The organism is Dyella humicola, assembly GCF_026283945.1.
Taxonomy (GTDB): Bacteria; Pseudomonadota; Gammaproteobacteria; order Xanthomonadales; family Rhodanobacteraceae; genus Dyella; species Dyella humicola.
This window is the reverse complement of record NZ_JAPDPC010000003.1, coordinates 45,279-72,005: the sequence shown is the minus strand read 5'-3', so window position 1 is coordinate 72,005 and position 26,727 is coordinate 45,279. Positions and strand designations below refer to the sequence as shown.

20 protein-coding genes are annotated in these 26,727 nt (G+C 64.4%); 9 read left to right on the top strand and 11 right to left on the bottom strand.

Annotated elements, in window-relative coordinates; all coding sequences use genetic code 11:
* The 5 genes from OUZ30_RS16970 to OUZ30_RS16950 all read right to left on the bottom strand — a co-directional run bounded on the left by OUZ30_RS16970 (position 1) and on the right by OUZ30_RS16950 (position 3,953).
* Positions 1-696: a DUF969 domain-containing protein gene (locus tag OUZ30_RS16970; RefSeq protein WP_266183625.1), complete on the bottom strand. Its 696-nt coding sequence runs from the start codon at positions 694-696 to the stop codon at positions 1-3.
* The gene (locus OUZ30_RS16965; protein WP_266183624.1) at positions 693-1,499 is read right to left on the bottom strand and encodes a LamB/YcsF family protein; all 807 of its coding nucleotides are present in this window, start codon (positions 1,497-1,499) and stop codon (positions 693-695) included. Before OUZ30_RS16965 ends, OUZ30_RS16970 begins: the two co-directional genes overlap by 4 nt.
* Positions 1,496-2,479: a 5-oxoprolinase subunit C family protein gene (locus tag OUZ30_RS16960; RefSeq protein ID WP_266183623.1), complete on the bottom strand. Its 984-nt coding sequence runs from the start codon at positions 2,477-2,479 to the stop codon at positions 1,496-1,498. The genes OUZ30_RS16965 and OUZ30_RS16960 overlap by 4 nt, the downstream gene beginning before the upstream one ends.
* The gene (pxpB, locus tag OUZ30_RS16955) at positions 2,476-3,192 is read right to left on the bottom strand and encodes a 5-oxoprolinase subunit PxpB (RefSeq protein WP_266183622.1); all 717 of its coding nucleotides are present in this window, start codon (positions 3,190-3,192) and stop codon (positions 2,476-2,478) included. The genes OUZ30_RS16960 and pxpB overlap by 4 nt, the downstream gene beginning before the upstream one ends.
* A gap of 380 nt (positions 3,193-3,572) precedes the next feature.
* Positions 3,573-3,953, bottom strand: coding sequence for a VOC family protein (locus OUZ30_RS16950; protein ID WP_266183621.1), 381 nt, complete (start codon positions 3,951-3,953; stop codon positions 3,573-3,575).
* Positions 3,954-4,221: 268 nt separating this feature from the next.
* Here OUZ30_RS16950 and OUZ30_RS16945 point away from each other — a divergent pair, with 268 nt between their 5' ends.
* A complete protein-coding gene (locus OUZ30_RS16945) occupies positions 4,222-5,550 on the top strand; it encodes a hypothetical protein (RefSeq protein ID WP_266183620.1) in 1,329 nt (442 codons plus the stop codon).
* Between the two features lie 193 nt (positions 5,551-5,743).
* Here the strand turns inward: OUZ30_RS16945 and OUZ30_RS16940 are convergent, their stop codons facing one another.
* The 6 genes from OUZ30_RS16940 to OUZ30_RS16915 all read right to left on the bottom strand — a co-directional run bounded on the left by OUZ30_RS16940 (position 5,744) and on the right by OUZ30_RS16915 (position 17,113).
* Entirely contained in the window at positions 5,744-7,702 is a 1,959-nt protein-coding gene (locus OUZ30_RS16940; protein WP_266183619.1) for a M61 family metallopeptidase, read from the bottom strand.
* Between the two features lie 163 nt (positions 7,703-7,865).
* On the bottom strand, positions 7,866-8,588 hold the full coding sequence (locus OUZ30_RS16935; RefSeq protein WP_266183618.1) for a hypothetical protein: 723 nt from the start codon (positions 8,586-8,588) through the stop codon (positions 7,866-7,868).
* 345 nt (positions 8,589-8,933) lie between these two features.
* Positions 8,934-11,339 (bottom strand): efflux RND transporter permease subunit, encoded by a 2,406-nt coding sequence (locus OUZ30_RS16930; protein WP_266183617.1) that lies wholly within the window; start codon positions 11,337-11,339, stop codon positions 8,934-8,936.
* A 21-nt stretch (positions 11,340-11,360) separates the two neighbouring features.
* Positions 11,361-12,428, bottom strand: a complete 1,068-nt coding sequence (locus tag OUZ30_RS16925; protein ID WP_266183616.1) for a YCF48-related protein — start codon at positions 12,426-12,428, stop codon at positions 11,361-11,363.
* Positions 12,429-12,680: 252 nt separating this feature from the next.
* On the bottom strand, positions 12,681-14,030 hold the full coding sequence (locus OUZ30_RS16920) for a DUF1329 domain-containing protein (protein WP_266183615.1): 1,350 nt from the start codon (positions 14,028-14,030) through the stop codon (positions 12,681-12,683).
* A 392-nt stretch (positions 14,031-14,422) separates the two neighbouring features.
* Positions 14,423-17,113 carry a winged helix-turn-helix domain-containing protein gene (locus OUZ30_RS16915; RefSeq protein ID WP_266183614.1) on the bottom strand — a complete coding sequence of 897 codons (2,691 nt, stop codon included), beginning with the start codon at positions 17,111-17,113 and terminating at the stop codon, positions 14,423-14,425.
* Positions 17,114-17,567: 454 nt separating this feature from the next.
* On the opposite strand from OUZ30_RS16915, the gene OUZ30_RS16910 reads away from it, so the two are divergent.
* From OUZ30_RS16910 to OUZ30_RS16875, 8 genes are all read left to right on the top strand, one after another.
* On the top strand, positions 17,568-18,581 hold the full coding sequence (locus tag OUZ30_RS16910) for a universal stress protein (RefSeq protein WP_266183613.1): 1,014 nt from the start codon (positions 17,568-17,570) through the stop codon (positions 18,579-18,581).
* Between the two features lie 57 nt (positions 18,582-18,638).
* Positions 18,639-19,619 carry a quinone oxidoreductase family protein gene (locus OUZ30_RS16905; protein ID WP_266183612.1) on the top strand — a complete coding sequence of 327 codons (981 nt, stop codon included), beginning with the start codon at positions 18,639-18,641 and terminating at the stop codon, positions 19,617-19,619.
* A 9-nt stretch (positions 19,620-19,628) separates the two neighbouring features.
* Positions 19,629-20,477, top strand: coding sequence for a TauD/TfdA dioxygenase family protein (locus tag OUZ30_RS16900; RefSeq protein WP_266183611.1), 849 nt, complete (start codon positions 19,629-19,631; stop codon positions 20,475-20,477).
* A gap of 35 nt (positions 20,478-20,512) precedes the next feature.
* Positions 20,513-21,571 carry a beta-keto acid cleavage family enzyme gene (locus OUZ30_RS16895; protein ID WP_266183610.1) on the top strand — a complete coding sequence of 353 codons (1,059 nt, stop codon included), beginning with the start codon at positions 20,513-20,515 and terminating at the stop codon, positions 21,569-21,571.
* A gap of 119 nt (positions 21,572-21,690) precedes the next feature.
* Entirely contained in the window at positions 21,691-23,004 is a 1,314-nt protein-coding gene (locus OUZ30_RS16890) for an MFS transporter (protein WP_266183609.1), read from the top strand.
* 25 nt (positions 23,005-23,029) lie between these two features.
* The gene (locus OUZ30_RS16885) at positions 23,030-23,590 is read left to right on the top strand and encodes an RBBP9/YdeN family alpha/beta hydrolase (protein ID WP_266183608.1); all 561 of its coding nucleotides are present in this window, start codon (positions 23,030-23,032) and stop codon (positions 23,588-23,590) included.
* A complete protein-coding gene (locus OUZ30_RS16880) occupies positions 23,587-24,327 on the top strand; it encodes a DsbA family oxidoreductase (RefSeq protein ID WP_266183607.1) in 741 nt (246 codons plus the stop codon). Before OUZ30_RS16885 ends, OUZ30_RS16880 begins: the two co-directional genes overlap by 4 nt.
* 543 nt (positions 24,328-24,870) lie before the next feature.
* Positions 24,871-26,679 (top strand): DUF1302 domain-containing protein, encoded by a 1,809-nt coding sequence (locus OUZ30_RS16875; protein WP_266183606.1) that lies wholly within the window; start codon positions 24,871-24,873, stop codon positions 26,677-26,679.
* Positions 26,680-26,727 lie beyond the last annotated feature (48 nt).

The following is a 26,727-nucleotide window of genomic DNA, read 5'->3' as shown; positions in this document are numbered from 1 at the left end:
TCAGGCTGCCTGTTCGGCGCGCATGCGGGCCGCGCGGCGCAGCAGGCGACGCTGGTACAGCCATACGCGAACGGACTGGATGACGAAGGCAGCGATGGCCGTGGGCAAGGCCCACAACGCGATCGACAGCGGCGTCAAATCAATACCGTGTTGTGCGTAGAAGCCCTGGATCAGCAGTACGGCGCCCAAGGCTATGAAGACATCTTCACCGAAGAAACGACCGACGTTGTCCGTCGCCGCCGCCACGGCGCGCAACTCGTCGCGGTCGGCGTCCGTCACCACCGGCAGGATTTTCTCCACGGCGCCCTCACCCATCGGCGCCAGCAACGGGCGCACGGTCTGCGCGGCGCCTGCGACGCCGGTGAGGCCAAGCATCGCCAACAGTTCGCGCACCAGCAGATAGCCGATCAACAGTCGCGCCAAGGTCAGTCCGCGCAGGCGTCCCATCCAGCGCTGGGCATGTTCGCGCAGGCCTGCATGCTCAAGCAGGCCGATGGCCGGCAGGGTCAGCACGAACAACATCAGCATGCGGCTGGAAACGAAACTCTTGCCGAGCAGCGCCAGCAGATCGGGCACGTGCAAACCAGCCAGCAGGCCACTGACCAGGGCCGCACACACCACCACCGGCACCGGATTGAAGCGCAAGGCAAAGCCGACCACGATCACCGCGACGCCAAGCAAGGGCCAATAATTCATGCGCGAGCGCCTGATGTAATCGGGCGTGAGACATGCGGGGCAGCGACGACCATGCCGGCGGCTTCCAGTGCCGCATGCAGGCTGCGGGCAAACGCCACCGCATGCGCGCCGTCGCCATGCACGCACAACGTATCGGCCTGCAGCGAGATGATCTGGCCATCGACAGCACGCACGCTGCCCTCGCGCGCTATCGCCATGGCTTGGGCAATGGCCTGGTCGCTCTCGGTTATCACCGCACCCGGTTCTCGACGCGGCTGCAACGATCCATCGGCACGATAGCTGCGATCGGCGAACGCTTCGGAAGCCACCGGCAATCCCGCATCGAGGCCGGCCTTGACCAAGGCCGAACCCGCCAAGCCGAACAGGCACAGGGTCGGATCGAAATCGCGCGTCGCCTGCGCGATCGCGTCCGCCAGCTTCGCGTCGCGCGCAGCCATGTTATACAGCGCGCCATGCGGCTTTACGTGGCGCAAGCGCGTGCCTGCAGCCTGCGCAAAACCGTGCAGCGCGCCGATCTGGTACAGCGTCATCGCATAGGCTTCGTTCGGCGTCACCGCCATCTCGCGGCGGCCAAACCCCTGCAGGTCGGGGAGCGAGACGTGAGCGCCAATCGCCACGTTGTGTTCCACCGCGAGCGACACCGTGTGCCGCATGATGTCCGGATCGCCCGCATGAAAGCCGCAGGCGATATTGGCCGAGCTGACGATGGCGAGCAACGCGGCATCATCGCCCATCCGCCATGCGCCGAAGGATTCGCCCAGGTCGCTGTTGAGGTCGATGGTCTTGAGTACGTCAGGCGTCATGCGAAATCCAACCGTCGTTCGATGTGTTCGAGCAGGCGCTGCAGCCGCAGCCGGCGCGCGGCCAGTCGTTGTGCAGCCTCGCTCAGGGTGGTCTCCCGGAAGCATAGGGTATCGCCGGGCCGCCGCTGCGCGAGCCGCGGCAGGTCCACCGCCGCAAGCTGGCCGATGCGAGGATAACCCCCGGTCACCGGCGCCTCGGCCTGCAACAGTATCGGCTGGCCGGAGGGCGGCAGCTGTAGGGTACCCGGCACAGTCGCCTCGGAAATCAGCTCCATGGGCTGGCGCAAATTCAACCGTTGGCCGTCCAGGCGACTGGCGACCCGATTACTGTCCTTGCTGAGGGTGAAGGAGGCCTTGAACAGTGCCTGTTGCGAGGTGTCGTCGAGCTGGTCGAAGTGGTGACCACGCCACAGCGCCAACGGTGCCCGGCCATAGTCGAACCAGGGCTGCGGATCGAGCCCCCAACGCATCATTTGCAGCGCCCTGACCGAGCGTGGCGGCAGCGCTGGATCGCCATCGCCTACCTCAAGCTGGTCGCCGATTTGCAGCGCGCGTCCGTCGAAGGGGCCGATGCGTGCATTCAAGTCTGTGCTCCGGCTTCCGAGCACGGTCGCCGCCGCGAACCCTCCCCGAACCGCCAGATAGCCGCGGCAACCATGCCGCATGCCGCCCAACTGCAGCGCGCTACCGGCGGGCAGTACGCAACGCGTCCAGCCGGGCAAGCTTTGATTGCCCACGCGCGCGTCCACCGGCGCGCCGGTCAGCGCGATCACCGTCGCCCGCTCGAAGCGAAGCGTCGGACCGATCAGCGTGAATTCCAGTGCGGCTTCGCCATTGGCATTGCCGACGAGTGCATTCGCCAACCGCCATGCGGGCCAATCCGCTGCGCCGGCCCTGCCTACGCCGAGCGCGGCATAGCCCAGGCGTCCGCCGTCCTGAAGACTGCTCAACAGCCCGGGTTTCATCACGAACACACTCATCGGCGCGCCTCGGCGGCAAGCCGCTGGAACTCGTCTTCATCGATCGCGCGGAAACGCACACGATCTCCCGGCTGCAACAGCGACGGCGTTGCCGCATGAAGATCGAACAGACGCCGTGGCGTGCGACCGATCAGCTGCCAGCCGCCCGGCAAGGCTTGTGGATAGATGCCGGTTTGTTCCCCGCCGATGGCCACACTGCCGGCCGGCACGCTGATGCGCGGATCGCTCCGGCGCGGCATCGCCAAGGTGGGATCGAGGCCAAGCAGATAAGGAAAGCCGGGGGCAAAGCCAAGCATGGCGACGCGATACGTCGCCGCGCTATGGCGAGCGATCACTTCGTCACAAGCAAACCCTGCATGGGCTGCGACCGCTGCCAGATCCGGCCCTGCGTCGCCGCCGTACCACACCGGAATATCGACCTCGCGGTCGCCGTCGCCGCTATCCGGCAGTTCCTGCAATGCCGCCATCACTCGCTCGCTCACGCGTTGGGCTGGCGCCACCGGGTCGCTATCGTCCCACTGCGCCGGATCGAAGCGCAGCAACAAACTCGCATAAGCTGGCACGCACTCGACGCCAGCAAGCTGCTCGCGCAACCGGGTCGCCGCCGCGTGCACGCGTGCATTGATCGATGACTCGATGCTCTCGCCGAAACGCAGCAGCAGGGCGTCTTCCGAAAGAAGTTCGATGTGCGGAGCAGGCGCCGCGCGGGTCAAGCGACGACGCCGCGTAGGAGTGCGCGCGAGAGGTCCCACGGCACGCACACGGCCGTCTTGGGTCGTACCTGGCTTGCGTCGCCGATGCCTACGGGTGTGGGCAAAGCATCATCGGTTTCCAGCAGAGAACGTTTGATCTTTCGCATAGGGATCTGGCAATGGCCGAAGGATGGCCGCTTTGGTCGAAACACGGGGTCAGACCCCAGCGATCGACCCGCGCGTTTCATCATGCACCCAATTCAGGGCGCGCCAAAAGGGGAGAACGCGCAACGGGGCCGATGCCGCGTCGACGGACATGCTCGTAACCCGAGTGCCGCCGGGGTGAACAAGACCAAGGGCAATGGCCCACCCTGCCACGCACGCCCCTCTTTTCAGACGCCTTACGGCCAGCGTCTCGCGTTCTTGGGAAAACCCGGTCGCTGCACGCGTACGACACAGAATCGTTGTCCCGTCGGAGCCTGCATTACCACCCAACGCTCCAGGCGACTGACCACGCTGGCACCTAGCCCTTCCAGGCGACTTACCTCGGCGGGAATGTCATCGGTTTCAATGTCGATGTGAACCCTGCTCTCGTGGCTGACGCGTTGAATCTGCACGATGGGTTCGTCGGGCGGGGTCTCCAGCATGCGGTAGTTGCCACGCGTGCCTGGATGATCCGGATCGATCTGACGGCCAAGCGCCTCAGCCCAGAAGCTGGCCGCCTGATCAAGATCAGGTGACTGGCAGTCGATCAGCACGGCGCAGAGTCTTGAGTAGTGCATGGCTGCGGGCACTCCTTGGCGGCGACGTTTCTCGCCACGCGGATGATGTGCCATTTGCCTAGCCTTTTGTGCACCTGTTCGATGCCTGGGCGTACTTCCGAGGCCCCCCTTTTAGGCATGACGGGGGCGATATCGCCTGTCCCCACAAACGTCGCGATTTATGACAATTTGGTTACAATTCCCACCACGAGGGTTGGGGCTCTAGCAAAATACGCGAAATCCGAATGGCGGGTGCGCCATGTGTATGGGAACTCTGGGGAGAGATCGTATGCGACAGAAGCTGGCCATCGCAGTGGCAAGTGTTTTCCTGGGCGTCTTTACCACCACGAGCCATGCCGACAACCAAGGCTCCAACGACATCATCGCCAACGGGCACGTCGATGGCGAGCTCCGCCTTTACAACTTCGATCGGTTGTATGACACGCCGAATACGCCCAATGCGAGTGCATTTTCCCTGGCGGCGTTGATCAATGCGCATACAGGAAACTTTCTCGGCGGCTTCAGCTTGGGCGGATCGTTCGTCACCGCCAACTCGCTGGGCACTCAGTCGGACACGCTGGCAAAGATCGATACCTCGCTGATGGGGCCAAACAACTCCATCGGTGCCTTTAGCCAGGCCTACCTGCAGTTCAAGGACGACTGGCTGTTCGTGCGTGGCGGCTACCAGTACCTCGACACGCCATGGATGGGGAAAAGCGATTCGCGGGTCATTCCTGCGTCGTACAACGCCATCCTGGTCGATGTCACTCCACTCACGGGCTGGAACCTCTACGGTATCCGCACCTACAGCTGGAAGAGTCGCACGTCCACGGGCATGTATTACAACAACCTCTATTACCCCTCCACCTTCGACGGCGACTCGATGTTTGGCAATAACGGATCGTTGCCGGCGACCGCTCCGCGGGCCGATGGCGTGTGGGCCGCGGGCACGACTTACACCAACGACGCCGTGAAAGCCCAGGGCTGGTACTACGACTTCATCAATTTCGCGCAAATGGGCTACGTGGACGGTACGTACACGCTGAAAACCGGCACGCACTTCGATCCGTCCCTTTCGCTGCAGTACGTCAACGAGAACGGCGGCAACGACAACATCCTGGTCGACACCCACACCAAATTGTTTGGCATAGCGGGCACGCGCGTGCGCAGCGAGGCCTGGGGCGCGAATATCGGCACGACGGCCTTCAATGGTCGCATCGACCTGGCCTACAACAAGCTCCAGCAGGAATCGAGCGCGGTCGGCGGCGGCGCCTTGATCTCCCCTTACACCACCAACTACGCCACCGACCCGCTGTTCACGACGTCGATGATCCGCGGCCTGGTCGAAACCGGTCCCGGCCACGCATGGAAGGCCAAGGCTACTTACAACTTCTTCGACAACAAGCTGCAACTGGTGACGTCCTACGCCAAGTACACCACGGAATCGCGCGGCACCAGCCACAATATCTACTTCGACATCGTCTACAACATGGACAGCGTGCTGAAGGGCCTGACCTTGCGCAATCGCTGGGAGCGCTCCGTCGGCGGAGCCGGCAACCTCAATCCGGGCAACGAGTCGTTCACCTATAACCGCTTGATGATCTCGTACAAGTTCTAGCGGGTGCCGAGGGCGCCGGAGCCGCAGCGGCTCTGGCGCACGGCCGAACCGAACGGCTCATCCATGAATCCGCCGAAGTCGGCGAGCGTTCGTTTCTCCGTCACGCTGGCAGTGCACCTCACAGCCCACATCGACGACAAACGGAGCAAGGCGCGCCTTGCTCCGCCGTCCATCCCGGCACTCGCCCTGGCGCTTACTTGCGCGGCGCGATGATCTCGCTCAGGTAATCAGGCGTGCCTTCGACGCGCACCAGATGCGGGTACTGCAGGCCACCGTGGTAATCGACCGACACCGTGCGGTAGCTGCCCTGGTATTTCAGCAGCAGCTGGATCGGTGCCTTGCTGTCCTTGGCCGCCGTGATCGCGTCCTTCAGCACGTCGCTCGAATAGTTCTGACCGTTCACCGCAACCAGGGTGGCGCCGGTGCTGACGCCGGCCTTGAAGGCCGGCCCATTCCAGCGCACGTCGTTGACCTGGTCCTTGTCGTTCATGGTCAGGCCGATCGACCAGGCGAAGTTGTACAAGTGACGGGACGGTTCCGAGCGGCTGTTGTACTGCTTCTCGTATTCGCTTTCCTTGTCGGTGTAGACCAGCTTCCAGCCGGTGGCCGCCAGGCCATTCTGCAGCGGCGGATTGAGCGTGTCGACGCGCTCGCGCAAGAAGCTCGCCCAGTCGTACGCGGCCACGCCGTTGAGCGCCGCCACCACGTCATCGAACGTATAGGTCTTCGTCACATAGCTGCCGCTGTCGACGCCGAAGAATGCGCGCGCAAAATCGTCCAGCGATTTCTGGTCATGCGTCAGCGCGCGCAGCTTGGCGTCCACCTCCAGCCACATCATCTGGCCGCCGCTGTAGTAGTCCTCGCTCATTTGCCAGCTGCGATACGGCAAGCTCGAGCGGCGGGCAACGGTGGGGTCGTTGGTGGTGTCCTCGAGCGTGCGCCACTGGAAGCCTTCGCGGTTGCGATCGTAGTTGGCCGCCACCATGGCCAGGGCGTCACGGAACTGCTGCGGCGACCACATGCCGGCACGGGCGGTAAGCACGAAACCCCAGTACTGCGTCTGTCCCTCGTAGACCCATAGCAGCGAATCGCCCATCGGCACGTTGAAGTTGGGCGTCCATAGGTCGACCGGGCGGCGGAACTTGCCGTTCCACGAATGCGCATACTCGTGCGCCAACAGGTCACGCTCAGGCGCGGCCTCACTCCAGCCGGTGAAGTAGTCGGAACCCAGGCCATCCTCGCTGGACTGGTGGTGCTCGGTGCCATTGCCGCCCATCTGATCCGACAGCGAGAACAGGAAGTCGTAGTGGTCGTAGTGGTGCGAGCCGAACAGGCTCACCGCTTGCGTCACCAGGGCGCGGTGCACCTTCAGCTGCTCGGGCGTCATCTCCAGGTACTTCGGCGCATCGGCGACGAGGTCCAGGTACACCGGCGCATCGCCGCCCGGGTTGAGCTCGACGCGCTTGAAGTACTGGCCCGCATAGACCGGCGAATCGACCAGGTTGTTGAACGTCACCGGCTTGAAGGTGACGGTGTCGCCCGACTTGGAGGCCGTCTCCAGCGCCGTGCCCAGCTGCCAGCCATGCGGCAGCTTCATGCTGGGCGCGAAGGTGATGCCACGGGTGTAGTAGCCGGCGGGATACAGCGCCACCTTGCTCCATTCCATGTCCATCATGCGGTCGGTGATGTCGAAGCCTTCGCTGTCGGTGCGGCCCGACAGGTACTGGAACGACGCATCGATCGAGGAGACACCCGCGGGCACGTCGAGATGGAACGCGTACACGTTGTATTTGTCGCGCTTCCACGCAATCGGCTTGCCGTTGGCGCTGAGCGTCAGGCCGGCGAGCATGGCGACGGGGCCCGTCGGCGAATGGTCCCCAGGAATCCACTGGGGATACAGCAGGGTCAACGCACCCGGTTTCACCGGTATCGTTTGATGCACGCGGAAGATGCCCTGGGCGGTGTCGCTGGCATCGACGTGAATGCCCACGGTGCCGACGTACGGTGTGTCCTGCGGCGGTGGCACATCGTCCGTGCGCGCTTGCTGCGCACCCACGGTACCGGCCGCAAGTGCCGCCGCTAGCGCCAGGGCCAGGCACGAAAACTTACGACGCGCAGCAACCGGCGAACCGGCAGGACGAACACGGGACATGGAGGGCTCCGACGAGCAAGTGAATGGTCGCGCAACTTAACACCACCGATGCCGGGTGGGGCTAGTGGGTTGGGTACCTTCTGGCCAGGCCGGAGGCAGTTGGTTCGCGCCATGAGGCGGAAGCGGCCCTCGCCATCAATCCCGATCCTTGTGGAGCCATCGCCTAAGTGCAGCCGTATTCCGTAAACGCCTGATCAAGCTGTTGTTTGGTGATGTGGCGCTTATCCATCTCGCTGGCCGATAGAAATCGCGCTATCCGCACCTGGCTGCAATTCAGGAACTGGCCCCCGAGCCTGAGGGACTCTCGGATACTCGGCGGCTCACTGAGGGCAACGCTGCTCACCAAGGCGCCGTCCGGATGGCCTGGCAGACGACGAGGATCTCGGAGTGACGTTCCCATTGGCTTCCCCTGCAGCAATGGGCTCCTGTAAGCGATCGTAGGGTTGGTGACTTGCTCTGGTTCGACGCGAGCATCGGCAGTCCGTTCATCCTTCGGTGCGACCACGGATTCGACCGGCGCGCCAGCTTCATAGGATGCGGTCGCATGCCGCTTTTTCTCAGCCGCATTGGATAGCGTGGGCAACGTGTGTCCGGCGGATGGCGCGACCATGGTCGCGGGCGGCGTGCTTTCGCCGAGGCTCGCTTTGGCGAAGGTCACTTTCAGCGCGCTTGCACTGCTTTCGGTGAACGGCTCGTGCACTTCATCGGGCGGGACTGGCGGAATGGTCAAATACACGATCAGGAACAGATGCAGCAGGGTGACAAGTCCCAACACTGTTCCACCTACCGTGGCCCGAGCCCATTCCGGCCACGGCACGAGGAAAACCTGGCAGCTTGGGTTGAACTCTTCCCGACCTGTAGCGCTTGAGCGGCTGTAATCCTTCACCACCACGACCTCCGTTGACGTGCGTCAGGCAGGGCAGAGCGTCACCTCCTGAAAGCCTCGTCGTCGACTGATGCCGAGTTGCCCCGGGGCAGCGCAGACGGCTTGCGTCCAGTGACGCGCGCAATTACGGAGTGGGACCGTGCCCACCGGGGCAAAGTTCTCGCGCGTAGTTCGTCTTGCCGTGGCACTCGCGACGCCGGACATCAGCACTCGGCTTTGCTGCCTGGACGGCTCCTCTCTTTTGCTGCGGCCATAGCAAGTCGACGACTGCCGCGACGCATTCCAAGGCGCATTCCATGTTCGACCGATCAGCCGAAGGTGGTGTGACGGTTCCGCCTGCGCGCCTCATGTGGCCTTGCGCAGCAGGAAATGGGAGAGCGCGGGGATCAGGACGAGGGCGCCGACCATGTTCCAGAGGAACATGAAGGTCAACAGGATGCCCATATCGCCCTGGAATTTGATCGGCGAGAAAGCCCACGTCACCACGCCCGCAGCCAGCGTGATGCCCACGAGGGCCACGACCTTGCCGGTGAACTGCACGGCGTGGCGGTAGGCGTCCTGCAGTGGCACGCCGGCGCGCTGTTGGGCGAGCTGGATCGACAGCAGGTACAGCGCGTAATCGACGCCAATGCCTACGCCGAGCGCGATCACCGGCAGGGTCGCCACCTTCACACCGATGCCCAGGGCGACCATCAGCGCTTCGCAGAGGATCGAGGTGAGCATCAGCGGCACCACCGCGACGACCACGGCGCGCCAGGAGCGGAACGTGATGAAGCACAGCACGATCACGGCGCCATAAACGTAGAACAACATCGTGCGATCGGCCTGGCGCACCACGATATTGGTCGCTGCCTCGATACCCGCGCTGCCGGCGGCGAGCAGATACCCGCGATCGGACCCACCGTGGCTGGCGGCAAAGGCCTGCGCGGCGGCCACCACGCGGTCCAGCGTCTCGGCGCGATGGTCGGTGAGATAGGCGATCACCGGCATCACCGAACAGGCGTTGTTGAACAAGTCCGGATTGTTGACCGAGGCCTGCTGCGCGCCGTAGTTGAGCACGTCCTGGTTGCGCGAAATGGTCAGCCACTTGGGGCTGCCCTCATACGAGCCTGCCGTGATCTGACGTATCGCGTCGCCAAGGAAGATCGTCGTCTGCACACCGGGTACCTGGCGCAGCGTCCAGGCCAGGCGGTCCGCCTCGACCAGGGTGGCGTACTTGAGGCAGCCTTCGGCGGGCGTCTTCACGATCACCGCGAACATGTCGCTGGAAAGCGAGTAGTTGCCGGTGATGTAGGCGTTGTCGCGGTTGTAGCGTGAATCCGCTCGCAGCTCGGGCGCACCACGTTCGAGGTCACCGATCTTCAGGTGCTTGCTGACCATGAGGCCGGCGCCGGCCAGCACCGCGGCAACGCCCAGCGCGGCGAGCGCCCAGCGGCGCGTGGTAAAGCGCTCGAGTAACTGCCAGACGACGCCCGTTCCCTGCCCCTCGGCGCGCTCACGCTCGGAACGCAGGCTACGCTGGGCGGCGGCGGGATCGACGCCGCTGAAGGACAGCAGGACCGGCAGCAGCAACAGGTTGGTGAAGATCAGCACGGCCACGCCGATGCTGGCCGTGAGCGCGAGGTCCTTGATCACCGGGATGTCGATCAGCATCAGCACGCCGAAACCCACCGCGTCCGCCAACAGCGCGGTGACACCGGCGAGGAACAGGCGACGAAACGTGTAACGCGCAGCGACGAGCCGGTGCGTGCCGCGGCCGATGTCCTGCATGATGCCGTTCATCTTCTGCGCGCCATGCGAGACGCCGATCGCGAAGATCAGGAACGGCACCAGGACCGAGAACGGGTCCAGCGCAAAACCCAGCAAGGCAACCAGACCCAACTGCCACACGACGGCCACCACCGAGCACAGGATGACCAACGCGGTGCTGCGTACGCAGCGTGTATAACCGTAGATCACCAGCATGGCGATCAGCGCGGCGATCGCAAAGAAACCCATCACCTTGACCAGCCCGTCGATCAGGTCGCCGACGAGCTTGGCGAAACCGATCACGTGCAGGTGGATCTTCACGCCCGGTGTAGCCTCGTAGCGGCTTCGAAGGTCATCCAGGGTGTGCGACAACGCGCGGTAGTCGATGGCCGCGCCGGTCTCCGGATCCTTCGACAGCAAGGGCACGAAGATCATGCTGGACTTGAAGTCGTTGCCGACGAAGCGTCCGACGATGCCCGCGCGGGCGATATTGAGCTTGAGCTGGGCGGTGTGCTGCGGCGAACCGTCGTAGTTGTCGGGCATCACCGGGCCGCCGCGAAAGCCCTCTTCGGTGACTTCGGTCCAGCGCACCGCGGGCGTCCACAACGACTTCAGCCCCGCGCGATCGACGCCGCGGGTGAGGAACAGCTCGTCGTTGATCTTCTTCAGTGCTTCCTGGTACTTCGGATCGAAAATGTTGCCGTCGTCGACCGCCACCACCACGCGCAGGGAGTTGCCCAGGCCGCGCAGTTCATTCGCGTTTTCCAGGTAGTGGCGGATATACGGGTGGTTGCTCGGGATCATCTTCTCGAAGCTGGCGTTGAAGCTCAGCCTCGTCACCGCCACCCAGCCCAGCAGCACCGTCGCCAGTGCGCATACCAGCATCATGGCAAAGCGGTGGTTGAACACCAGGCGCTCAAGCATGTTGCCGGATTTCGCATCGAACTCGCGAAGTGTGCTCACGACCGGCATGCGGTCGAGCGATACGTTTTCAACGTTCATCGTGCTTGTCTCCCAACCTTCTCAGTGCGACGCCTGGGTTTTCACCCCAAGCGCGCCGGCGATCACGGTGGCATCGCCCGCGACGGCAACGGCGGAGGCTGGTACGGGCTTGGCCTGCCTGTACAGCGTGAAGTGCGCACCACTGTCGCGGCTCACCAGCAGGCTGCCTGCCTGGCTGACCAGGGCCAGACCCTGCGCACCAAACGCCGCGCTGCCGGTGAGCCCTTCCTGGATGCCGGTGTCGATGGCTTGCCAATGCGCGCCGCCGTCAATGCTGCGATAGGCATTGCCGCGCAGGCCGTAGACGAGCACCGCATCGCTGCTGCCGACGACGCCAAAATAAGTGCCTTTGTAGGGCGTGGCGAGCACATGGAAGCGCTCGGCCCCACGGTCGAGCTTGAGCAGCAGGCCCTGCTCGCCCGCGATATAGACGTCCGTACCCACGCCGCGTACCGCATACAGGTGCAGGCGATCGGGGTTTTCGGTGCGATCGAACCACGAGACCCAGGTCTTGCCGCCGTCCGTGGTCCTAAAGATCAGGTTGAAGGCGCCGACGATGAAGCCGTTGTGCTCGTCGGCAAACCAGACATCAAGAAACGGGTTCTCGGCACCTTGCGCCGCGATACGCGCTGCTTCCTCGATCAACGCGGCGGCGTCCGCGGTGCTGCCGAGTTCGCCTCGGGCGGCGCGCGCACGCAGCTGTTCCATCATCAACGGGCCAACACGCCGCCCATCCAGCTGCCTTATCCATGTCGTGCCGCCATCGCTGCTGTGAAGTACGACTCCGTCATGTCCCACGGCCCAACCCTGCTGCGGCGTCGGAAAGCTCACCGCTACGAGATCGGATGCGACCGGTACCGAAGCCTGTCGCCAGCTGGCGCCGGCATCGTCCGAATAGACGATTTGGCCACGTTGCCCGACGGCCACGAGACGCTTGCCAGCCAGCACCAGTCCATTGAGCAAACCCCTCGACGCGAGTGGGCTCGTGCTCGCCGGCGTATCCAGCACGTCGGTGAAGTCGGCGAACGCAACGGCCGGCAACATGAAGGCAAGCGCTACCAGCGCGCGTCGAATGCTATGCAGAAACATGGGAAGTCCCGGAAGACGAAAGACCTAATGTTGAATCCCCGAGCGCAGGCCCCGGCGCAAGCCGGTGGCCGGCAACGTGCGTGATCCAGGGCGACGCGTGCAGGTGGGGTGGAAACACGGCCCGCGTCTGAGCGTGTTTCCCCGCCATGGGAGCGGCACCTTGCCTGCATGCCGGCTCCCCTGTCGGTCGGTGGCGCGTGGGATAGCAGGGTGCTGTCCCGCGCGCCACCACGACTGCAACATCCAGCGCGATCAGCGAATGCCCGAACCCGCCAGCGATGCCGGAGCCCAGTCGCGCTCTGTCATCGGCGTGGTGTAACGGAAGCCACCGGTTTCCCCCGTAAAGGCGGTCAACGAGTACGAGCCCGCAATCAGGTCATAGATGCCGTGCAGGTCGGCGATCGGCGCGGGAATATCGTAGCTCGGCGTGATATAGGCGAAGCCGGTGCGGAACAACTGGCCACGGGCGTCATAGGCGTCGGAGGCGACCGCTGCCCAGCTGTCCTCGTCGAGGTAAAACGTGCGCTTGCTGTAGATATGGCGCTTGCCTGGTACCAGCGTGGCCTCGACCACCCACACGCGATGGCGCTCCCAGCGCACGTCGTCCGGATTGATGAAGTTCGGCTTGAGCAGGTCCTGCGCCTTGGTGTCGTACGCCATCTTGTAGGCGTTGTAGGGGATGAAGATCTCCTTCTTGCCCACCAACTTGAAGTCGTAACGATCCATCGAGCCATTGAAGAGGAACACGTCATCAAACGTCGAGGCGCCGCCCGAGCCCGGGTTTGGCGTATCGAACGCCAGGTCAGGCGCCACCTTCACGCGGCGCTGCCCCGGCAGGTATTGCCATGCGTGGCGGCCCTTGTCTTCGTAATTGAGCGGGTCGACGATCTGCAAAGCCTCGCCAGCGCGACGTGCCGGGCCGGTATAGATCAGGCGCTGTTGCCAATAGACATCGGCATCGGGCCTGCTCACATCCCAGTACGGATATTCCTCGGATGCATTGCCTTCCGTGGTGAGCGCCACGCCGCCTGATGCATCGACGTTGTAGTTGCGATACTTGGCGGCATAGGCGACGCCGTTGAAGCGGACCAGATGGTTCCACATGGCCTCGAAGCCCGATTGCGGCATCGGGAACGGGAAGCCCGCGTGACAACCGCTCATGGAACGGCCATTGGCTGCCGTCTTGGCCTCGACGGCGCACTTGGCCGTGTTGTCCAGCACGAACTTCGGAAAAGCCGCGGTGCGATGTGTGGGATAGACGTCGATGTGATAGCCCGGGTTTTTCTTCATCAGGGCCCGGGTGCCTTCGGTCAGGTTGGCCGCGTACTTGTCCATGTTCTTCGCATCGATCGAGAAGACGGGCTTCTCGCTGGCGAAGGGGTCCGGACGAATGCCGCTGCCGGCCTTGAACGAAGCCGGGGCACTGGTGAGTCCGCCGGTATAAGCGGGAATGGCACCGTCGCTGCTGCCGGCCATTTCGGCCCCCACGCCCGTAAGCGTGGCACCGAGCTTGTGCGCGTCCTCAGACGATACGCCGGCGTGACCTACGCCGCAGAAAAAGACGGCAACGGCCCCGGCCATCAGGGCTTGGCGGAATTGCATGCGCATACTCCTCACAATGGTGATTCGATTGTCGGGTTCCGGCGCTGCAACACTTGCGGTAGCTCGCATCGCAGCACCTCCTCCCAGGCATAAGCACAGGCTCCGTCACAGCGGTCGACCGGTCTCGTCTGGTCGGCTCGCGATATGCAAGTGCACATCGCTGATGCTCGCTACGTCGCCCTAGCTCTTCTCGTCCGCATTTGCCGGCTCCGCCCAGAGAGGGGCACAGCCGCACGAAGGCGGTCGGTACCATTGTTGGTCGCGCAGCGAAGTGCACCCCCCCCAAAACGTCGGGGGAGGGGTTCGTCACTCGCCATGCAGGGAGGCTCGGCGGCAAACCAAGCCGTTACGATTCGACCGGAGCGCGCGCACGCCGATGGCGCCGCAGCGCGCTATTCCAGCCCCTGGATCAGCCCCAGCATCTGGGCCCGATGCACCACATGCCGGCGTGTACCCACGCCAAGCTTGCTGAACAAGTTCTTGAGATGCCATTTGATGGTGGCCTCGCCAACCGCCATGGCCTGGGCGATTTCCTTGTTCGACAGATTGCGGGCGAGCAGCTCCAGCACTTCACGTTCCTTGGGCGTCAGCACCATGCTTGGCACCACGCGCGGCCCGCCCTGATGCTGCTCAGGGGGCGGATTGACCACCCGTGCCGGCGGTGTCGATGGGTGCCCCGCTTCACCGCCTCCCTCGTCCGCCATACGGTATGCCCAGTCCGCCGCCACCGGGTGGGTGTCGGCGAAAACGCGCGTCAGGCCGTAGGTTCTGGCAAGGCTCATCGCCTCGTGCAGCAGGGTGCGGCCATCCTCACCGTTACGGTCCAACGCATAGGCGCGCAAGGTCATGCATTCGATGCGAAAGCGGCCAAGCCGCGCCTGCTCGGCCAGCGGCACGGCCTGTGCCAGCGCCTCGAGCACGCGGGGCCAGTCCTGCGCCGCCATCGCGGCATAGGTGTGGGCCATGGCGCTCAGCAACTCCACGTTGCGACGCCAGAGCGGCCCACGCCGGGGACTTTCGGAGGCCACCAGTTGATCGACCCGCGCGATCAGGGCAGCGCAGGTCTCGCGACGAAAGCGTCCGGCGTGCACGCGGATCTGTTCGCTGAGACTCGCAATGCACAGGCGCGGCAGGCGGCGTGCCTCGCCAATGGAGAACAAAGCCTCCAGGATGTCGAGTGCGCGGTGCTCTTCGCCTTGGGCAGCGGCTATCCGGGTAGCCGTGCGATAACCCACCAGGATGGCCTCCGGTGCCGCCACGCGTTCGAGCACATCGAGCCGGTTGGCGAGCAATGCGACCGCCTCGTCCAGTCGTCCGGCCTCATAGACTGCCGCCGCCAGCAGCGCCGCGATCATGCAGGAGAGCGGGTGCCGTCGACCAAGTTTGGCATCGATGGAACCAAGGGCGAGCCGCAACCCCTCCTCGCCGAGCCGCACTTGTCCCTCCCACAAATAGCTGAGCCCGATGATGAACTCGCCCCAGCGCGCCACATAGTCGGTTCCCTGTGGCAGGTCCGGGCGCGCTGCGCTTTGCAGGAGCCGGCGCGCCTGCACCGGATCGCCCTGCAGCAGCGCGAGCATGGCCTGGCGGTTGACATGCATCCATCGCATGCGCACCTCGATCCCGGCTGGCGCCTCGCTCCACGGTGCAAACATGGCCACGCAGCGATCGGGATCGTCGGCAAAATAGGCCGCGCCGCTGGCAATCAGCACGCACTCGTAACGCAAGGCGACATCGACATCCGGACGCGAGAGGATCAGTCCGACCATGCGCTCGGCTTCCTCGTGGCGCTCGCTCACTGCCAGTGCCCATGCCGCCGCCAGACGGAGCCGGGGATGTTGATCCAGTACGACTTCGGGGAGCAGCTCGAGCCAGTCACGCACCGTCCCGATGTGTCCTTGCGTGACGGCTTCGTAGAGGCCTTGCTGGGCCAGTTCAATGGCCACACCCTCCCGCCCCGCTTCTCGCGCATGACGCGCGGCCTGGGTGAACATGCCGTGCGCTGCAAGCCAGGTCTGCGCCCGTCCGTGCAACTCGGCGCGCTCTTGCGCGGGCAGTTCCGCCAGGTGTGCGCGCAGCGCATCACAGGCCAGCGCGTGCAGGCGGTACCACGCAGAATCCTCGCCCTCCACGAAGATGGGCGTGTCACGAGCCAGCCGTGCCAATCGTTCCGGCGCCTCGGCATCGCCGGTCAGCGCCGTGCACAAGTCCGGATGCAACTGGTCGACCACGGCAATCCGCGTAAGAAAGGCCACATCTTCGGGCGCCAGCTCGGCCGTGAGTGCCTCGACGAGCTGATTACGGGAGCCGGACAAATGGGTGCCGAGAATGCTGCGTGGGTCGCTACCGCGCTCCATGGCCGCCAGCACGAGTTGCAGCCCAAGCGGCCAACCCTCGGTCATGTCGTGCAGGCGTGCGCACGTGTCGGCATCGGCCTTGTTGCCCACACGATTGCGCACCAGGGCGATGGTTTCCTCGAGGGTGAAACGCAGACTCTCGATGCCAACTGACGTGCACAGGCCGTAGGTGAGCAGATCGGCCACCATGCCATCCAGCGCGCCACGTCCAGCCACCACCACGCGTAGATTCGGCGGTGCGTTATGCAAGAGGTAATCGAGCGCCGCGAGACTGTTGGCCGACATCCGCTCGGCCTCGTCGATCATCAAGACCAACGACAACGAAGCCTGGGCCACCTCGCTCAACCAGGCCGTGATGCGCTCCAGATCACCCATGGTCGCCGCGCCGCCTTCCAGCAGCGTGGTACCGAAATTCGGGCGGCCACAGCCCATCCGCACCGCCAGCACCAGGCTGTGCAACACGCGCTGAGGATCGGGGCTGCCATCGGCGGAGATCCAGGCCACGGCCGAACCGCGCGCCAGGAATTCGTGTCGCCACTGTGCCAGCAGCGACGTCTTGCCGAATCCGGGCGGCGCCTGCACGAGAATCAGCGGGCAATCGCGAAACTGCTCATCGTCCAGACCGAGCCGCGGACGGATCAGCCGATGACGAGGCGTCCGCGGAGGCATGGTCTTCAGAACAAGCTCAGCGATGGCGGGTACGGCCTCGCTGGAGGTGGTGGCCATCAGACAGGTTCCCGTGGTGCGCTGGAGCAAGGTCTCCGAACGGGCGACGCGATCGCTGGCACGGATGCGCGCCGACCGATGAAGTCCGCGAGCGCGTGCGGTGCACGACCGCCAGACATTGTAGGCACGCCGCAGCGCTCGTGACCACTTGCCATCGGGCGACTCACCCCCCTCCTTGCCGGGGGGGGAGCCCATGCATGGCGAGACATAGGCTTGGCCTCGCGACGTTTTAGGGTTGGGGGACTCCCGGCTGCGACGCCGGCGTGAACGACTTGAAGTGGAGCGTCTTGCGACCGGACCTACGCTCTCGAAGATCGATGTCTGCAAACGGCGGCATCGGGCGCGGGCGGCAGGGACTCCTCTTCACGGCAGCAGCGGTGGGTTCCAGCAGCGTCCGGCGCTGGTGGGGCGGTCCCGTCCAGGTTCACGGGTAGCACACCTGTCAGGAGTCAGTATGTATCGTCATCTGCTTGTTCCACTCGATGACACTGAACTGTCGATCGAGACGGTCAGTCGGGCCGTCAAGTTCGCGCATACGTTGGGCGCGCGTGTGACTTATCTGCATGTGCAAGCGGATCATGCTTCACGGGCGGCCGGCAACGCCGACGTGGTGAGCCCGTCCTCGCTGGCCGAGTACCGCGATACCTACCAGGACCGTGCACGGGCGCTGCTCACCATGGCGGAGTCGGCTGCCCGTGCACTCGGTGTGCCTTGCGACTCACTGGTGCGCGGCGGCGATACGCCGTACCAGGCCATACTCGACGTGGCGCGCGACGCCGGATGCGACCTGATCTTCATGGCCTCGCATGGTCACAAGGCCCGCACGGGCATGACGCTCGGCTCGCAGACGCTTAACGTGCTTACGCACGGCGAGCTGCCCGTGCTGGTGTCTGCGATGCGAGAGACGGGCGACGCCAATCCCGTCATTGCCAGGATCCGCGAAGAGCACCGCTCGGTAGCCGCGGTTCTGCATGCGTGGCTGCGTCTGGTGAACACCTATGCACAACAGGGCGGCACCGCTGATGTTCCACTGATGCGGGCCATGGTCCGTTACATCATGGAATTTCCGGCCGCCGCGCGCCGCGTGAAAGGACACGACCAGCTGTACAGGCGCCTGCGCGAACGGACCGCGGTGTTCCATGCCGAGCTCGACGAGCTGGAGCGCCAGCACGAACGCGGCCGTTCCCTGGTCGAGGCACACGCCGCCCTGCTCGAGCGCTACGACCGCAACGCCGCCACCCTGGGTGAGTTGCGTGACGCCGTCGAACAGTACGCACATTTCATGTGGGAACACATGGGGCGCGAGGAGGGCGTAATTATTCCGGCCGCCGAGCGCTATCTCACCGAAACGGACTGGCGCGCGGTCCACGCTGCGTTCGTCGACAGCCGCGATGAGGAGAACGAGGCCGAGCATCGGCAGTTGTTCTCCCGCATCGTCAATTTCGCGCCGGATTCAGCCGACAGCTAGAACCTCATCAGCCACACCTCAGGCGCACCTGCCCGGGTTTGATTCAAGGAGTATCGCGTGGAACATGCAATCCGCTTTTACGAGGCCGGCAGCCCTGATGTGCTGCGCTACGAAAAAGTCGAAGTCGGCGCGCCTGGCCCGGGCCAAGTGCGCCTGCGTCACCAGGCGGTGGGCCTGAATTTCGCGGACACCTATTTCCGCAACGGCACCTATCCGATTCCCCTGCCCAACGGCATTGGGGTGGAGGCGGCGGGCATAGTCGAGGAAGTCGGCGCAGGCGTGACCAACGTCGCCGTGGGCGACCGCGTTACCTACACCGGCTTTCTCAACACGCTCGGCGCGTACAGCACGGCCCGCCTGGTTCCGGCCACGCCGCTGGTCCGGCTGCCGAGCACCATTGGCAGCGAAACCGCTGCGGCGATGACCATGCGCGGACTGACCGCGGCGTACCTGATGCGCCGCATCTACCCGTTCGCGGCGGGCGAGACGATTCTTCTGCATGCCGCCGCCGGTGGCGTTGGCTTGATCGTCGCCCAATGGGCCAAGCTGCTCGGCCTGCGCGTGATCGGCACGGTCTCGACCGACGAGAAGGCCGCCGTTGCGCGCGCCCACGGCTGTGACGACGTGATCAACTACAGCCACCAGGACGTGGCCGCGCGCGTGCGCGAGCTGACCGACGGCAAGGGTGTGTCGGTCGTGTTCGATTCGGTCGGCAGGAACACGTTCATGGCTTCGCTGGATTCGCTGCGCCGTCGTGGCCTCATGGTTTGCGTGGGCACCGCCTCCGGCACGATCCCGCCGTTCGACCCGCAGATCCTCGCCATGAAGGGCTCGCTTTACCTCACCCGCCCGGCGCTGGCCGACTACATTGCCGATCCCGCCGAAAAGGCCGAGCTCGCCAATGAGCTGTTCAGCCACGTCGCCTCCGGCCGCATCAAGATCGAGATCAACCAGCGCTATGCACTCGAGGATGCGGTGCAGGCGCACCGCGACCTCGAGGCGCGCAAGACGACCGGCTCGTCGATCTTCGTCCTCTGAGGAACCTTCATGCGCATCGAGCCACTGACCTGTCATATCGGCGCTGAACTGTTCGGCGTGAGTCTCGCCGACGCCGCCCACGACGAGGCCCTGTTCGCCGAGATCAAGGCGGCCCTGCTCAAGCACCGCGTGTTGTTCCTGCGCGACCAGGACATCAGCCGCCAGGACCACGTCGCCTTCGCGCGCCGCTTCGGCGAGCTGGAGGACCACCCGGTGGCACCGAGCCATCCCGATGCGCCGGGCCTGGTGCAGATCTACAAGACGCCCGATACGCCGAACGACCGTTACGAAAACGCCTGGCATACCGATGCCACCTGGCGCGAGGTGCCACCGATGGGCTGCGTGCTGCGCTGCGTGGAATGCCCGCCCGTAGGGGGCGACACCATGTGGGCGAACATGGTGCTCGCCTACGAGATGTTGCCCGAGCACGTGAAGGCGCAGATCGCCAACCTGCGAGCACGCCACAGCATCGAGGCCTCGTTCGGCGCGGCGATGCCGATCGAACGGCGCCTCGCGCTCAAGGCCCAATATCCCGATGCCGAGCATCCGGTGGTGCGCACGCATCCGGAGACCGGCGAGAAGGTGCTGTTCGTCAACGCCTTCACCACGCACTTCAGCAACTTCCACACCAAGGACAACGTGCGCTTCGGCCAGGACGCCAACCCGGGTGCGAGCCAGCTGCTCAGCTATTTGATCAGCCAGGCCTATATCCCCGAATACCAGGTGCGCTGGCGCTGGCAGAAGAACAGCGTCGCCATCTGGGACAACCGTTCCACCCAACACTACGCCGTCATGGATTACCCGCCCTGCCATCGAAAGATGGAACGCGCCGGCATCATCGGCAACGCCACGTTCTGAATTGCCCCTACCACTCCATATCAACAGGACTAGCCATGAACTTCCTCGACGGTTCGCTGTTTCCCGAAAACCAGGACAAGCTGGTCATCACCGCAGCGCCTTATGGTCCCGAGTGGATCCCTTCGGATTTTCCGGAAGACATTCCCGTCACCATGGCCGAGCAGGTGCAGAAGGCGGTCGACTGCTACAACGCCGGCGCCTCCGTATTGCACCTGCATGTGCGCGAACTGGACGGCAAGGGCTCCAAGCGCCTGTCCATGTTCAATGAACTGATTGCCGGCGTGCGCAAGGCGGTGCCGGACATGGTTATCCAGGTCGGCGGCTCGATCTCCTTCGCGCCCGAGTCCGACGGCGCCGCCGCCCAGTGGCTGCAGGACGACACCCGCCACATGCTGGCCGAACTCGACCCCAAGCCGGATCAGGTGACGGTCACCGTCAACACGACCCAGATGAACGTGGTCGAGCAGATGGAAATGGCGGACCTCGCCGGCACGTCCCTGGCCGAGCCGCACAACTACCAGGCCTATCGCGAGATGATCGTACCCTCCGGCCCCGGCTTCATCGAGGAACACGTCAAGCGCCTCACCGCCGCCGGCATCCAGAGCGCGTTCCAGTTCTACAACATCAACAGCTACGAGACGGTGGAGCGCCTGATCCGCCGCGGCGTCTACAAGGGCCCGCTGGTGTGCAACTGGGTGGCGATTGGCGGCGGCATGGACCAGCCCACCATCTACAGCCTGGCCAACTTCGTGCGCGCCATCCCTGACGGCACCATGCTGACGGTGGAAAGCAGCATGCGCAACGTGCTGCCAATCAACATGATGGGCATCGCGATGGGCCTGCACGTGCGCTGCGGCATCGAGGACAACCTGTGGAACCAGTCGCGCACCGGCAAGATGACGACGGTGCAACAGATCGAACAGCTGGTGCGCATGTCGCGCGAATTCGGTCGCGAGATCGCCGACGGCAAGGAGGCGCGCGAGATCCTGAAGATCGGCGTGTTCTACGACACCATCGAGGAGACGCTGGCCGCCAACGGCTTTTCGCCGAATCGCAAGCCAGCCATGCGTGGTCTGAGCGACCTCGCGGCCTGAGCCGTCACCGTCGACTGGGCGGAGCGCCGTGGGCGCTCCACCCAGTCGACCTACCGCGTGAGACGCGCAATCGCGCCATCAATCACGGCATGGATGCTGGCGAGGATACCGTTTTGGGAATGCACTACGCCGAAGCTTCACCGCATACGTTTGCCACGTCCACCGCTGCGCCGCGCTTTTACGCGTGGCTGGTGTTCGCCCTCACGTTCGGGCTGCTGCTGTCGGACTACATGTCGCGCCAGGTGCTCAATGCGGTCTTTCCGCTGCTCAAGGCCGAATGGGGCCTGTCCGATACGCAGCTGGGCTCGCTCTCCGGCATCGTCGCGCTGCTGGTAGGCCTGCTGACCTTCCCGCTCTCGGTGCTGGCCGACCGCTGGGGACGCGTACGCAGCATCATCCTGATGGCTACGCTGTGGAGCCTCGCCACGCTTGCCTGCAGCCTGGCAACGGGCTTCGGGCAGATGTTCGCTGCACGATTTTTTGTTGGCCTGGGTGAGGCCGCCTATGGCAGCGTCGGCATTGCGCTGATCATCAGCGTGTTCCCTGCGCACTTGCGCTCCACGCTCACCGGCGCCTTCATGGCGGGCGGAGCATTCGGCTCGGTAGCCGGCATGGCGCTGGGCGGCATTCTTGCCACGCATCTCGGCTGGCGCTGGGCGTTCGCCGCGATGGCGGCCTTCGGCGGCGCACTGGTGCTGCTCTATGCGGTGACGGTGAACGAGCGCAGGCTGCGCGAGCGTGGCGACGAAGGCTCACGCCCGAGCACCTCCCGGCCAGGCTTTGGCCTGTCGCTGCGCAGCCTTTTCAGCGGCCTGTTTTCCAGCGCATCGGTGATTTGCGCCTACATCGGCAGTGGCTTGCAGCTGTTCATCATGGCCGCGGTGATGGCCTGGATGCCTAGTTTCCTCAACCGTTACTACGGGTTAACTCCCGACAAGGCCGGCGTTACCGCCGCCGCCTTCGTGCTGATTGCCGCGTTGGGCATGGTGATGTGCGGTGTCGTCACGGATCGCCTGTGCCGCCGCTTGCCATCGCGCAAGATGGCGCTTGCCATCGCGTTCTGCTTGATCACGGCGATCATGCTCGGCATCGCGTTCCAGTTGCCGCCGGGACCCGGCCAGCTGAGCATGATCGGCCTGGGCATGTTCCTCGCCGCCGGCACGGCCGGTCCGGCTGGCGCCATGGTCGCCAATCTCACACCGACGCCGATTCACGCCTCCGCCTTCGCCACGCTCACCCTCGCGAACAATCTGCTGGGGCTCGCGCCCGGCCCCGTGCTTACCGGCCTGCTGGCCGACCACGTGGGCCTGCTCGGCGCCTTCAAGTGGATTCCGCTGATGGCGGTGTTCGCGGCGACCGCGTTCTGGATGGGTCGCCGACATTACGCCAACGATCTCGCACGCATCCAGGCCTCGGCATCCGCGGCGCACTGACTTTTCATCCACGGATTCGCCATCGATGCAAAACCTCTCGAACCCGACGATCCTGTGCGTGCCCGGGCTGCGTGACCACGTCGCCGAGCACTGGCAGACCCTGCTCGAAGCGAAGCTTCCCGGTACCCGCTCGGTACCGCCGCTGCAACACGACAAGCTCAGTCTCGCAGCGCGCGTGGCGGCACTCGACGAGACACTCGCCGACATCGACGGTCCGGTGATTCTCGTCGCGCACAGTGCCGGCGTGCTGATCACGGTGCATTGGGCACAGCGGCATCACCGCCCCATTCATGGCGCAGTGCTCGCCACGCCGGCCGACCTGGAATCACCCATGCCGGCCGGTTACCCGAACATGGATGCACTGAGCGACAACGGGTGGCTGCCCGTTCCGCGCAGGCGCCTGCCGTTTCCCAGCGTGCTTGCCGCCAGCAGCACCGATCCGCTGTGCAGCGCCCGCTGCGCAGCCGGACTTGCCGATGCCTGGGGCAGCCGCCTCGTCGAGCTCGGCGATGTCGGTCACCTCAACCCTGCCGCGGGTTATGGACCGTGGCCGCTGGCGGAGACGCTCATCGATTCGCTGCGATGAACTGCCCGGCGGAAGTTGATGCGCAAAAGACACGGCGGCGCCTCGCAGTCGAGTTCTACTTCGATCTCGTCTGTCCCTGGTGCCTGATTGGAAAGCGGCAGCTGGAGCAGGCCATCGACCTGCTGGCGCTTGGCCACCCGGATGTTGAAGTCGTCGTGCATTGGAGGTCGCTGCCACTGCTGCCGGATCTGCCGCTCGAAGGCGTCCCGTTCCAGGCCTTCTACTTGAAGCGCCTGGGTTCGGCGCGCGCGGTCGAAGCGCGACGTCGACAGGTTCGCGACGTCGGGCTAGCCACGGGCGTGCGCTTCGATTTTGAGCACATCGTGCTCATGCCCAATACGATCGCTGCGCACCGCCTGATTGAACACGCCGGACAGTCGGGTGGTCATGCGCTCCAGGCTCAGCTTATCGATCGTCTGTTCGACGCGTTCTTCTGTCGCAGCGAGGATATCGGTGACCTGCAGGTGCTCGTCGACATCGGTGAAGCGTTCGGTCTTGAGCGCACGAGCATGCTCGCTCTGCTGGCTGCGCCCGTGCACGAGACAGCCTTGCCGCGATGGCTCGACGACGCCCGGCAGCAGGGCATTGCGGGCGTGCCGGGCTTCGTACTGGAAGATCGCGTGCCCCGTATGGGCGCGCATGCTCCGGAAAAGCTTGCAATGGCCATGCTGAAATCGCTGTTCGCCTGTAGCGCGCGCGGCCCGCATTTGGGCAATGGCGAGCTCCAGGCACCATGATCTGCACGTAGGTTCTCGGCTGGCTCGTCCAATGCACGCGCCAGCCCTGAGACGACTGCTGTCACGCACGATGCTTGGCTTCGTCGCAGCGCCGGCGCGCGAGACCGCGTCACCGCTTGCCGCATTCGTTTGGCGAGAATTCACGCGCGTGTTCCCCGTGAGACGCCCCTCCCCCATCGGAGTGGGGGGGGTCTTTCGACGGCGGCGGCATAACTCTCAATAGACCGGAACAAACACGAGCGGCCAGCTGAACGCGGGTCGTGACGGTCCTGGCATCACTCACATCGGGCCGAATGGCCCGGCCGTGAGTTGACCGGCCCGAAGCGTTGGCACCGGTAAGAGATTCGTCGCGTGGCCCGGGGGGAGTTACTGAGGCCGCTTGGCGACACGTACCCGCGTGTGGAGTACCGACAACCAGGCCGCACAACGGCTACGGCCAACGTGCGACATGACGCGTCCCGTGCCAAGCACATGGTGCGGATGCCGGTGGTTGTCGGGCCCCCGACGGGATGGCAGAAATGGCTTTAGGGGGAGGAGTGCTGCATGAAGAACGTTAATGGGGCGAACAGGCGCCGGAGTGGGACGGCCATCCGTCTGATGGCGCTTGCCGTGGCGGCTGCGCTTGGGTTCACGGGAGTCGCCCAGGCTGTCGAGATCGACACCGGCAACCCGGACATTTCGATTCGTTGGGACAATACCGTTCGTTACAACCTTGGCCATCGCGCGCACGACCAGAATGCGTCGATTCTCGCCAGCCCCAACTACGACGACGGTGATCGCAATTTCGGCAACAACTCGATTGTCACCAATCGCATCGACGTGCTGAGCGAGTTCGACTTCATCTACAAGAAGAACTACGGCTTTCGCCTCAGTGCGGATGGCTGGTACGACCAGGCCTATCAGTCGCTGGACAACACGCACGTCGCATCGTCCAACCACATCGTCAACGGTGCGCCCGCGCTCGGCCTGCCCAACTACACAAATCGGTATTTCCACGGCCCTTCCGGGCAAATGCTCGATGCGTTCGCGTTCGGTAACTTCGACGTTGACGGCATCAACGTCAACACCAAGGCTGGCCGCTACACGGTGTTCTGGGGCGAAGCCCTGCTGAATCCGATCAACTCGCTCAGTTACGGCCAGGCTTCGCTCGACATCGGCAAGCTGCTCACGGTGCCGGGCGTCACAGCCAAGGAATTGTTCCGTCCACGCCCGCAGGTGTCGGCGCAGGTCCAGGCAACACCCACGCTCTCGATCGAAGGACAGTACTACCTCGGCTGGGAACAGGTGTTCTACCCCGAGTCAGGTTCCTACATGGCTCCCAATGACGCCGTGCTGCAGGGTGGCCAGTCGCTCTACATCAATGCGGCCCAGCGCGTGCTGCGCGGCAATGACATCACGCCGAGTGATCACGGCGACTGGGGCCTGGCGATGCGCTGGTCACCGGAGGCGATCGACTCCACGCTCGGCCTGTACTATCGCGAGACGTCCGATATCCAGCCACAGGTGATCGTGGCACCTGCCGTAGCGCCCAACGTGCCCTCGGCCGCCTGTAAGGTTCTTGGCTTCAAGCCGATCACGCCGACGGTCTGCTATATCGACCCTTCCATGGCCGGCATTTCGCAGATCCTGAAAGGCAATATCGGTCAGTACATGGCCAGCTATGCCAGCGGCATCGATATCTACGGCGCCAGTTTCGCCAAGCAGATCCTGGGTGTCAGCGTGAGCGCGGAAGTGAACTACCGCCGCAACATGCCGCTGGTCAGCGTGCCGATTCAGCTGTTGCCGGCTGCACTGGCCAAGAAAGTTCCAGGGGCCATCACCACGCTGCCAGAGCAGGGTGAGACCGCCGGTGCCCGTGGCGATACCTGGCACGCCGTCACCGACTTCGCTGGCATCGTGCCAAAGACACCGCTGTTCGACACCGCCAACTACGTGGTCGAGTTCACCTACAACCGCTGGGACAAGGTGACGCAGAATCCTGCCGCGTTCCTTGGCGCTGCCACCTATACCGGCATCGACAAGCCGACCAAGGATTTCATTGGCACCCAGGTGAACTTCACGCCGACCTGGTTCCAGGTCTATCCAGGCGTCGACCTGCTGCTGCCGCTGACCTATTCGATGGGCCTGGTGGGCAATTCCGCGGTCACCTTCGGCGGCAACAAGGGCAACGGCAACTTCTCCATCGGCGTGGGCGCGGACGTCCGCTCCAAGTACCGCTTCGACCTGAAGTACATCGGTTTCGAAGGCCGGGTCGCCACCAACGCAGCTGGCCAGGTCACCTCCAGTGCCGGTCTCGCTTCGTTGCTGCGTGACCGCAACTATGTCGACTTCACGTTCCAGACCACGTTCTGATCCGAGCATGCTCTGATCGAAGCACGCCCTGCATCTGCGCCATCCCTG